General features: G+C 41.0%; 1 protein-coding gene and 1 pseudogene. Both read right to left on the bottom strand.

Annotation, left to right across the window (positions count from 1 at the left end):
- Window positions 1–272, bottom strand: a pseudogene (locus H5072_RS14980) (hypothetical protein); the annotation flags it as partial.
- Window positions 273–405: 133 nt separating this feature from the next.
- Window positions 406–3,373 (bottom strand): DUF2126 domain-containing protein (locus H5072_RS14975; RefSeq protein WP_182693973.1); only part of this gene is annotated, 2,968 nt, incomplete at its 5' end.

The following is a 3,373-nucleotide window of genomic DNA, read 5'->3' as shown; positions in this document are numbered from 1 at the left end:
CCCTCTTCGAGCAAGGTCCAATCAGCTTTTGATAACATAAAAGGCAACGGGTCGAAGTGCCATTGCTTATTACTTTCATTTTTAATATTGCCATTTTGTAGTAATTGGCTAATTTCTGTAGCGCGGCTACTAACATCATCTGCTGTTAGGCTAGCTAAACGCTTAAATAAAGTATCCCAATGTTCTGGGTTTAAACCACTGTGGTTTGCTAGTTCATCATGTCCATGTGATTTATCAAGGTATAAAGACAACCACTCAGGCAATTCCGGCATCGCGTTATTGTTAATATACAAGCTGAAATTGCTCCAATTTATAGTAAATAGCCGTGTTCATAATGATGCTTTAAAAATATTTAGTCATTCCACTTTAAATAATTTCAAAGTGGAATGACACAACTATCAATTATTATTTAAAGTTAGGCTGCCTGCGTAAATCCAAGGTATTTGGATAATCAGGATTACTACTTTCTTCATCAGGTACCACGTATTCACTTGCGCTTTGCGCCGAATGAAAACTATGCGTAACCGCCGATGGGCTCCAGCTTGGTTCTGCTGATGCAAGTAAAGATGGTGTATGCCCATGCTCCCAAAATCTTGCAACTCTGCGCCCTTCAGCTTCAAATGCATTAACCGGTAGCGTTTCAGGATTACGACCCCCAGCATGGCTCACATGATATACAAAGCCTCCAACTGAACGACCTTCCCACGTATCGATTAAATCAAAAACTAATGGAGCATGTACGCCAATAGTTGGGTGAAGCGCTGTAGGTGGTTGCCAAGCTCTATATCGTATACCCGCGACCATTTCATCTTTTGCTTTACCTTTAACCGGTTTAAGCGGCACTCTTCGACCATTACACGTTACAACATAGCGATCGCTCATTGCTCCTTGTACTTTTATTTGCACTCTTTCTAATGACGAATCTACATAGCGCGCCGTACCCGACGCACTTGCCTCTTCGCCTAGTACATGCCAAGGCTCGATTGCGGTTCTAAGCTCAAGTGTAACGTTATCAAGTTCTCGCGTGCCACATACCGGAAACCTAAATTCAAAAAATGGATTTAACCAACTTAACTGAAATTGAAAACCTGCTTGTTGTAAATCGCGGCTTACTTCAGCTAAATCGTTTTCTACATATTGTGGTAATAAAAACTTATCGTGTAACTCAGTACCCCAACGTATTAATGGCTTGTGGTAAGGTTTTTTCCAAAACCAAGCAAGTAAAGTACGCAACAGTAGCATTTGCACTAAACTCATTTGTGAATGTGGAGGCATTTCAAAGCCTCTAAATTCTACAATCCCTAAACGACCTGTGGCTGAATCGGGTGAATAGAGCTTATCTATACAAAATTCTGCTCTGTGTGTATTACCCGTTAAATCCACCAATAAATTACGCAGTAACCTATCAACTAACCAAGGCTCAGGCACCTCACCTTCGGGCATATGTGAGAAAGCAATTTCTAGCTCGTATAAAACTTCATCACGGGCTTCATCCACTCGCGGTGCTTGGCTTGTAGGACCAATAAAAAGCCCCGAAAACAAATACGACAAACCAGGATGATGCTGCCAATAGGTAATAAAGCTTCTTAAAATATCGGGTCTGCGTAAAAATGGGCTTTGCTCAGGTGTTTCGCCACCCAGCGTTACGTGGTTACCACCACCAGTACCAGTATGGCGACCATCTGCCATAAACTTATCGGTACCTAATCGGCATTCTTTTGCTAAACCATATAGCGTTGTGGTTCGACTGACTAATTGATCCCACGATGTTGAAGGATGAATATTTACTTCAATAACACCTGGATCTGGCGTTACAGCGTATTTTTCTACGCGGCTATCTTTAGGTGGGCTATAGCCTTCAATAACAAGCGGCATTTTAAGTTCTTTAGCCACACTCTCTATACTACTTATTAAACCCATGTAATGTTCAAAATGACTTGTTGGTGGCATAAATATATATAAACGCCCCTCTCTCACTTCCATTACAAGCGCAGTTTTAACCATTTCTTTACCAATAAAGCCCTTTTTAAGCTTTTTAGCTTTGGTAAAATTTTCTGGAATATCAAACGGGTCGCGGTCAATAATATTGCCGCTCCACTCAAGGCTGTCTAAAGGTAGACGATAACCAAGTGGTGATTCACCCGGTAATAAAAAACAATGACCCCGTTTAAACTCCCACGTACACGACTGCCAACAGTTTTTACTATCGTTCCATTTTAAAGGTAGAACATAGCCAACAGGCTTTTCTATGCCTTTATCCATTTTAGCTAAAAAGCCTTTTCGGCTCATTGCATGGAGAAGTTCTGGTTGATCTGGCTTTATTTCGGTAGGTAATGAGGCTTCTTGCCACATGTGATATAAAATATCTTCATAAGCCGTAGTAAGTGCCTTGGTTTCAAGACCAAGTGAGTCACACAGTTTATCAGCAAACTTTTTAGTATCGGTATGATCAAATTTATAATCTTTATTAGGATCGGCTAATAGTGCAGCATCTTGCCATAAAGGCTCACCATCTTTGCGCCAATAACATGCGTATTGCCAACGTGGTAATGGCTCACCCGGATACCATTTACCTTGTCCGTAATGAGTAAAGCCACCTTTTGTGTATACTTTATTCATTTCTACAAATAAATTTTGAGCTAATATTCTTTTTTCTTTACCATCGGCATCAGTATTCCACTGAGGATGTTCCATATCGTCAATAGAAATAAACGTAGGTTCGCCGCCCATGGTTAAATGTATGTTTTCTTCATTGTAAACATTGTCAACGTGCTGACCTAAACGGTTAATTGCCGCCCACTGCGCCTCAGAATATGGCTTAGTAACACGTGGGTCTTCGTGTACACGCGTTACTTTATTATAAAAGCTAAACTCAGATTTACAGTCATCTATACCGCCGGTTACCGGCGCTGCCGAGCTTGGCTCTGGCGTACACGCCAATGGAATATGACCTTCACCAGCAAATAAACCCGAGGTAGGATCAAGCCCTATCCAACCTGCACCCGGAATATACACCTCGGTCCATGCATGCAAATCGGTAAAATCTTCTTCTGGACCGCTTGGGCCATCTAGTGATTTTTGATCTGAGGTTATCTGTACTAGGTAACCCGATACAAATCGAGATGCCAACCCTAAATGACGAAACAATTGTACTAATAACCAAGCAGAATCACGACACGAACCTGTTTTTTTACTTATTGTTTCGTTCGGTGTTTGTACGCCAGGTTCTAAACGAATGCCATAACCAACTAACTCATAAATAGCTTGATTAACAGCGACTAAAAAATCAACGCTTCTAAGCGGCTCTTTAGGGTTTAAAGATTCAATTAATTCTTTAAATTTTGGACTGGCTTTGCGTTTTTTTAAATAAGGA

Source organism: Pseudoalteromonas sp. SR45-5 (genome assembly GCF_014163565.1).
GTDB classification, from domain to species: domain Bacteria; phylum Pseudomonadota; class Gammaproteobacteria; order Enterobacterales; family Alteromonadaceae; genus Pseudoalteromonas; species Pseudoalteromonas distincta.
This window is presented reverse-complemented; position numbering and strand designations above follow the sequence as displayed.